This window comes from Haemophilus seminalis, from assembly GCF_006384255.1.
GTDB classification, from domain to species: domain Bacteria; phylum Pseudomonadota; class Gammaproteobacteria; order Enterobacterales; family Pasteurellaceae; genus Haemophilus; species Haemophilus seminalis.
Window position 1 is genome coordinate 1 of record NZ_VCED01000011.1, and the last position, 6,913, is coordinate 6,913.

The following is a 6,913-nucleotide window of genomic DNA, read 5'->3' on the forward strand; positions in this document are numbered from 1 at the left end:
AAATTAAGATTGATGATCGCTCTATGAATGATGCGTTAAGAAATACGATTAATCGCTTAAAGGATAAGACGGTAATGGTGCTTGTTTATCCTCGTGAATGGGCTATGGAAAATGGCCGTAAAGGTATCACTTATAACTTTGATGAAAGTTCAATCATAGAAGAATTGAAATAATGCGTGAATTTATTCAAATGACTGGAGCGAGTTTTGTCGGTTGTAGCTTTGCTCTTACTCTATTTTATTTACTGGTATTTCATTTATGAATAATGAAATAGAGATTACAACTAAATTTTGCCATCCATATATGAATTTCGGTGGTGATGGTTGTAATGATGTGGTTTTGAAAGTCCCACAATCCGAGGTGGCCAAACTTCAAATTGTGGAGCATTCAAAGGGCGAAACAGTTGGAATTGAGTATTACCCTGAATTCTTTGCTGTTTCATTTTCAATCACTTTGCTTTTTTGGCTTGTGGCTAAATTCGGTTGGATGATTATAGAAACAATCAAAAGAGCATAGTTTAAGAAGGAAAACATTATGTTGAAATTTTTGAAAAAGACAAGTGGAAAAGTCGCTGTTGCAACAGCTGGTTTATTAGCTTCTACAATGGTATTGGCCGAAACACAAGCAGTTGATTACACGGCTTTAACATCAAAAATTGACTTCAGCGGAGCAATTACAGCGGTATTAGGTGTAATTGCCTTAGTTGTTGGTGCATTGGTCGCTTGGAAAGGTGGGCAGTGGATTGTGAAAGCGGTGCGTTCTGCTTAATCAATAGAGGGGGCTTGAGTCCCCTTTTTTCTTAGGGGGTGTTATGACGTGGCAAATTGTCTTTTTTGTATGGGGGTTATTATGCGCTTGGGCAGTCATTCGTGGTATAGATGGTTAATAGTTTGTTTTATTATTTCGCAATTTTTATATGTACAAGTTGCACATTCATTTGCACCTATCGTAGGAAGAGCGGTTTTAACGAGGGTTTTAGGAAATGTAGTTGCTCGAAGAGCTGCTGTTAGTGTTGCTGCTAATGATGCTTCAATCGTTGCACTACGCACAATGCAAACGTATCGTGCATTAGGAGCAGTTGCAGCAAATGATGCCCGATTTGCTTTAACGGCCAAATCAACCTTACGGCATGTAAAAGATATTTCATGGGTTTCACTCGCATTAAACAGTGGGATGATTACGTTATCTGATCTAAATGTTGAGGGAAATGATAAAGTTTCTGTTACTTTTGAACCTAGTGCAATTAAGTTAGCTGATGGGCGTTATGCAATTCAAGTTAATGGAGAAACAAAAATTGTTAATGCCAACCCAAGTAAAAATGATCCTGTGATTTATCAATATTCTAAAGAGAAAAAACAAATTTCAGATGAATTAAGTGAAGTCTATAAATCAGATACGTTAGATAATCGCTATAAATATTTTGATGAATTAAGAACAGGAGAATATGCTCAATCAAATTCACTTGAAAAATTATCTGAATATATGTCTCAAGAAGAATGGGGAGGAAAAGGGAGGGAGCGTTATCTTAGCGTTAATATTAATGGGAAAGAACACCAATATTTATATTCTCAAACAACCGTAGAAAATCGTTATTTAAGACATCAACAAATCGGTGATAGAATTCATCCCACAGTACGGCAAACTTTTACCGAGAAGCAATTAAGATATGATTTTAATCCTATGCTTTCCGGATATACCGGAGAGGATACGGTTTATTCTTTTAACCCACCTAAAGAAAGTGATTATCAAATTTCTACACGTACAACAACCGTGAGCTATATCAATTTTGAAATCAATCAAAATTGGATTGGAGATAACATTCAAACAACACCACAAGAACAACAATTAGGCTCAATCGCTGATTTGGATTTGGGATTATATACTCAACTATTGACAGCAACACAACTAGCTCAATTATTTAATGCTTTGATGATGTCAGCTGCTTCTCAAGCTGATTATGAAGGCATTCCATTTACCTCAACAAATCCTATTACAGCAAGTGAAGTCAATGCGGTTTTAACAGAGTTAGGCGTTAGTCCAACTTATGCTGATTTATTTACTAAGGCTGGAACAGGAGATAAATTAGAATTTGATTATAATGTATCGCCATCACCTAATCCAATCCCAAATCCTCGACCTAATGATAAGAAATTTGATGAAGACGTTGATATGTCAGAATTAGAATACCCTGAATTAGAATCACCAACAGCACGGCAAATTCTTGAACCATTAAAACAATTTTTCCCCGAATTTCAAAAATTACATATTCAAGAGAAAGGGGCTAGTTGTCCGACATGGTCATTTGACGCACTAAATCGAACTTATACGATAGATGGGCATTGTACCTTGTTAGAAAAAAATCGTAATTTGTTTTCATCAGTATTTGTATTGATTTGGTCAATTATTGCGATTAGACAGTTATTAAGTGCATAGGTGAAGAAAATGGGAAGTTTTATTTTACGTTTGTTAAGTGGGTTATTAGGCTTTGTATTTAAAGGTGTTGTTGGTAAGTTCTTTGTATTTTTTGCATTATTTTATGTAACGACAGAATTTGTACCTGAAATTGTTAATTTATTTATCCCACAGGAATTAAGCGTTAATTTTCAAACGCTATTTAATTATTTGCCTAATGACGTTTGGTATTTCTTAGAATTATTCAAAGTGCCTTTTGGTATATCTTTATATCTATCCGCTATGGTTGCTCGTTTCATTATTAGACGTATTCCAATAATAGGTTAGGATGATTATGGCAATTTTAGCATATGTCGGTATTCCTGGAAGTGGCAAATCTTATGAAGTAGTGAGCTCTGTTATTTTGGAGCATTTTAGAAAAGGTCGTCGTATTGTTAGAAATATTGAAGGGGTAACACAGGAAAAATTAATTCATTACTGTATCAAAAAAGGGGATAAAGAGAGTAATTTAGGTGAATTTATCAGTGTTACGGATGAAATTTGTCAACAGGCTGACTTTTTCCCTTATAAAGGTGTAACTGAAACAGTTTGTAGGGCTGGCGATTTAATTTGCCTTGACGAAGTCTGGCGTATTTTTCCAAGTGATAAAATCCATGAAAATCATCGTTCTTTTTTGGCTGAACATCGACATTTTACCCATGAAATAACAGGTGAATGCTGTGATTTGGTTGTTATCAATCAATCTATTTCCCAATTGCCCCGATTTATTAAAGATCGCATTGAAATGACCTATCAAATGTCAAAATTGACTGCATTAGGTATGTCAAATCGCTATCGGGTTGATATTTTTACAGGGGCAAAAACCACAAAGACGAATAAAACACTTCAACTACAACGTAAATATGATAAAGAAATTTTTCAGTTGTACAAAAGCTATGACGGAGAAAATGGGAAAGAAAATGTCGTTGATGGCAGGGGGAATATTCTGAAATCCTTTCAGTTCAAAGCAATGATTGCCTTTGTTTTCATATTATTCATTGTCGGTATTTATGCATTTAAATCTTTTTTCCCAAGTGAACAAGAAATTTCATCGCCACCGATACAGGAAGGGAAATCGGTAACCTCATCACAAGATAAAGTGCTAATCCCGTCCTTTTCTCCACCTATTCAGCTCAAATTATCTGATAAATGGCGAATAACAGGAGAGTTAACCAAGAATGGCAATGCTTTTGTTATTCTTGCAGATAATCAAGGGAATTTACGATTAGAGCCTCGAAGTCAATTTCAGTTTAGCGGTCGAATGTTGCAAGGAGAAATTGATAACCAAACAGTCAATTATTATTCGGGAGTAGAAAAATGAAAAAATATTTATGGGCAATGTTGTTATTGCCCTTTGTTGTTTGTGCGAAACATGTAGATTTTAAACTGGAAGCCGTCCCATTACCTAAAGCAATATCAATGATTTATGATGAGGTTTTGGAAAAGCCTTATATGCTTGATCCTAAATTGGCTGGAGATACAAGATTAATTAGTTTTCATACGACTGAAAAACAAGACTTTAACCAGTTCATTGACCGCTATTTTGATAATATGAATATCAAAGTTTATGAGAAAAAAGGCGTGGTTTATATTGCCCACGTTGAGCCAAAACCTGCAAAAATAGTTAAGAAGAGTTTTGTTTATAATCCTATTCATCGTGATACTGAATATTTAGCTCAATTTGTTCAAGGAGAGGGGGCAGTTTCAGCCAGTGGCGATAAACTCGTTTTTTACGGTACAAATGAAGAGATAGCGAGAGTAAAAAGTGTATTAAAATCGGTTGATACAAAGTCTAAAGAGGTTGTTGTAACAGGTTATGTTTTTGAAGTACAAGATATTGAAAAAGAGGGAAGCGGCATTAATTTATTGGCGAAATTGTTATCGGGTAAACTTGGTATTAACATTGGCTATAAACAAAACTATGAAAATTTTATCACTGTCAATGCCGGTAATTTAGATGCAATGATAGAATTATTTCACACAGATAGCCGTTTTCAAGTAGTGAGTAGCCCGACCTTAAGGGTTAAATCAGGCTCAAAAGGGAATTTCTCCGTAGGGTCTGATGTTCCCGTTTTATCTAATATCACTTATCAAGATGGGAGACCTATTCAAGCCATAGAATACCGTTCTTCTGGTGTTATCTTTGATATTCAACCAACTATCAAAAATCAAGCCATTGATTTAAAAATTCAGCAGCAACTATCAAATTTTGTCAAAACCGATACTGGGGTCAATCAATCGCCAACCTTAATAAAACGAGATATTGTTACAGATGTTACAGTAAAAAATGGTGATGTGATTGTTCTCGGTGGACTTGCTGAAAATAAATTAACGGAGGGCGAAACAGGATTTTCATTCTTGCCAAGAGGTTGGTTAACAGGAAAGTCAAAATCAAACACAAAGACAGATATTATTGTTCTTTTACAGGTTAAAGAATTATAATTTTAGCCGCTAAAATTTATAGAGAGGAGAAATCTAATGAAAAAAATATTGCCTATTTTTGCTTTAATTTGTGGTATTGCTTCTTGTTCAGAGCCGGTAAAAACAAAAGCCTATTATTCAAAAAACTTAGATGAAGCTCATAAAGTTGTAGAAGTTTGTGAAAATAAGAATACGATGACTGCAACTGAAAAGGAAAACTGTCAAAATGCAGCTAGCGCAATTTTGTGGGCTCCTAGTAATTCAGGGCTAAGATCATAGAAAGATACAACGTAACTTTCATGGAAAGTTAAAAAATAATCTAAACTTGCTTTAGATTATTTTTTGACTTCAGCAACTGGAGCGAAGCGAAAGGCGGTAGTAAAAATGAAAGCATATAATAGCGAGTATTTCTATGATCCAATGAGGGCTTTTTATGACGGCGGAGCTGATTATCTTACGGTAGCGAAGCATAGGTTAGTCGTTATTGCTAAACATGCCTATGCAACATTAGGCAAAATATCTTGTGGTGATTATGGAAATTATCCAATAGCAACGGAGCAAATAGAGCAAGATATGACGGATTTAACTGCATTTTGTAGATTGTTTGAAAGCGCAAAAGAATTTCCATTAGATAAAAACTATGTCAAATATAGCTATGAATTAGACTATGATAAGCAGATTAAAAAATTGGATAAAATTTTACTAAAATATGTAGAATTTTTAAGTTCTAAGTAGAATTTTAAAAAGCCATAAAAAAGCTACGCCCGCAGCTATGCGAGGACGTGGCTTTTTTATGGCTTGTTACTTACTGTTTTTTCTTAAAAGGCTTTACAAAGTCCTGACATTTCATTTCAACCGTTCAATAAAACACCTCAAAATCCTGTTACAACGCTTAAAAACCGCTTTATTTGTCTTGTTTTACTAGTATCCGTGATTGTGTATAACTCTGTGATTTATTTAATCCGTAGCTTTCGCTTACCTGATAACTAATTTCGCATAATGTCATTGCAGATTATGTTAATATTCGAAGCACGGTATAATCAGGCTTGCCACCGTGCGAGAATTTACACATAATCTGCGATTATGCGAATTTAGTTATAAGGAATTTTAGTGGAAAAATCACATAATGATGCTGAAAATTTAGTGCTAAAGCTATCGCCTAGAGACATGGAATTACTAGTGAATAGCTTAAAATATCCTAAAGAACCTAATCAACTACTACTGGACGCACTAACATTGTATGGCAAGTATAACGCTAAAAGACATAACTCCACGCCATTTTTACGAAACTGTTAAACTTTTAAAAACAACAGATTACTGTATCTACATCACTCTCAATACTATAGAAATTCGTTTGCCATATAGTAATTTTGAGACTATGGAAGAGACAGTGGAACGCTTTGATCAAATGGAACATGTTCAAGCATTTTTAAATGAATTAGTTCACTCTACTGTGCCTATTGATTGGGATGAATTTATAGAGAAATTTCGTTATAAGCCTAGAAATAAATTTTATAAATAAAGCCAACAATCATGTTGGCTTTTGAGAATTAGAATTTAGGTAAATTTCCTAAATTATCTGTTTTTTTACCGTTGCCGTCAGTCGTGATGAATTTGTCTCCATATAGAGAGACATCATCACCATCAATCCACTTGCCATTCTTATAGATACGAGTTTTTATTGATAATTTACCTGTATTTAACATAGATACAATAAGATCTCTCGATAAATCGAACTCTTTAGATAAAGATGGTTTGGTAAATTTGACCTTAAGTCTAGCTATGGCATTATTATCATCGTATTTAACTTTATAAATATAAATATCGGGTTTATTCATTTCTTCCTCCATCATTGCTTCTCGTATTAATTGTTTGACGGTTCTCACTTCTCTCTCCTTTTGATTGTTTTTTGCTCAAAAAAGTTCGGGAGTTCTGTAACACCCGAACTTTGGTATCAAACTTGATACTTTTTTATATTTATTCTTTTTCTCTATATATGGCCTTTGAAATAAAAGCTTCTTTAGAATTTGGGGCAAGTTTT

At 34.3% G+C, this 6,913-nt stretch carries 11 protein-coding genes; 10 read left to right on the forward strand and 1 reads right to left on the reverse strand.

Going from position 1 to position 6,913, the window contains the following annotated elements; genetic code table 11:
* The first annotated feature begins 8 nt into the window (after nt 1-8).
* The 10 genes from FE813_RS10280 (at nt 9) to FE813_RS10325 (ending at nt 6,394) form a co-directional block, all read left to right on the forward strand.
* Nucleotides 9-173, forward strand: a complete 165-nt coding sequence (locus FE813_RS10280) for a DNA-binding protein (RefSeq protein WP_258038818.1) — start codon at nt 9-11, stop codon at nt 171-173.
* A gap of 85 nt (nt 174-258) precedes the next feature.
* The gene (locus tag FE813_RS10285) at nt 259-516 is read left to right on the forward strand and encodes a hypothetical protein (protein WP_139990429.1); all 258 of its coding nucleotides are present in this window, start codon (nt 259-261) and stop codon (nt 514-516) included.
* A gap of 18 nt (nt 517-534) precedes the next feature.
* Nucleotides 535-768: a hypothetical protein gene (locus FE813_RS10290; RefSeq protein WP_139990430.1), complete on the forward strand. Its 234-nt coding sequence runs from the start codon at nt 535-537 to the stop codon at nt 766-768.
* Nucleotides 769-816: 48 nt separating this feature from the next.
* Nucleotides 817-2,433, forward strand: coding sequence for a hypothetical protein (locus FE813_RS10295; RefSeq protein ID WP_235898370.1), 1,617 nt, complete (start codon nt 817-819; stop codon nt 2,431-2,433).
* A 9-nt stretch (nt 2,434-2,442) separates the two neighbouring features.
* A complete protein-coding gene (locus FE813_RS10300; protein WP_139990431.1) occupies nt 2,443-2,739 on the forward strand; it encodes a DUF2523 family protein in 297 nt (98 codons plus the stop codon).
* Nucleotides 2,740-2,746: 7 nt separating this feature from the next.
* A complete protein-coding gene (locus FE813_RS10305; protein WP_139990432.1) occupies nt 2,747-3,772 on the forward strand; it encodes a zonular occludens toxin domain-containing protein in 1,026 nt (341 codons plus the stop codon).
* Nucleotides 3,769-4,893 (forward strand): type II secretion system protein GspD, encoded by a 1,125-nt coding sequence (locus tag FE813_RS10310; RefSeq protein WP_139990433.1) that lies wholly within the window; start codon nt 3,769-3,771, stop codon nt 4,891-4,893. Before FE813_RS10305 ends, FE813_RS10310 begins: the two co-directional genes overlap by 4 nt.
* A 36-nt stretch (nt 4,894-4,929) precedes the next feature.
* Nucleotides 4,930-5,151 (forward strand): EexN family lipoprotein, encoded by a 222-nt coding sequence (locus FE813_RS10315; RefSeq protein ID WP_139990434.1) that lies wholly within the window; start codon nt 4,930-4,932, stop codon nt 5,149-5,151.
* 105 nt (nt 5,152-5,256) lie between these two features.
* Nucleotides 5,257-5,607, forward strand: a complete 351-nt coding sequence (locus FE813_RS10320) for a hypothetical protein (RefSeq protein ID WP_139990435.1) — start codon at nt 5,257-5,259, stop codon at nt 5,605-5,607.
* 505 nt (nt 5,608-6,112) lie between these two features.
* Nucleotides 6,113-6,394 (forward strand): hypothetical protein, encoded by a 282-nt coding sequence (locus FE813_RS10325; protein WP_139990436.1) that lies wholly within the window; start codon nt 6,113-6,115, stop codon nt 6,392-6,394.
* A gap of 28 nt (nt 6,395-6,422) precedes the next feature.
* Here FE813_RS10325 and FE813_RS10330 read toward each other — a convergent pair whose 3' ends face one another.
* Entirely contained in the window at nt 6,423-6,758 is a 336-nt protein-coding gene (locus FE813_RS10330; RefSeq protein ID WP_139990437.1) for a DUF3892 domain-containing protein, read from the reverse strand.
* Nucleotides 6,759-6,913: the final 155 nt, after the last annotated feature.

Bases quoted from the DNA above. Each gene is read 5' to 3' on its own strand.
- FE813_RS10285 (WP_139990429.1), top strand. From the start codon at position 259: ATGAATAATGAAATAGAGATTACAACTAAATTTTGCCATCCATATATG.
- FE813_RS10290 (WP_139990430.1), top strand. From the start codon at position 535: ATGTTGAAATTTTTGAAAAAGACAAGTGGAAAAGTCGCTGTTGCAACA.
- FE813_RS10300 (WP_139990431.1), top strand. From the start codon at position 2,443: ATGGGAAGTTTTATTTTACGTTTGTTAAGTGGGTTATTAGGCTTTGTA.
- FE813_RS10305 (WP_139990432.1), top strand. From the start codon at position 2,747: ATGGCAATTTTAGCATATGTCGGTATTCCTGGAAGTGGCAAATCTTAT.
- FE813_RS10310 (WP_139990433.1), top strand. From the start codon at position 3,769: ATGAAAAAATATTTATGGGCAATGTTGTTATTGCCCTTTGTTGTTTGT.
- FE813_RS10315 (WP_139990434.1), top strand. From the start codon at position 4,930: ATGAAAAAAATATTGCCTATTTTTGCTTTAATTTGTGGTATTGCTTCT.
- FE813_RS10320 (WP_139990435.1), top strand. From the start codon at position 5,257: ATGAAAGCATATAATAGCGAGTATTTCTATGATCCAATGAGGGCTTTT.
- FE813_RS10325 (WP_139990436.1), top strand. From the start codon at position 6,113: ATGGCAAGTATAACGCTAAAAGACATAACTCCACGCCATTTTTACGAA.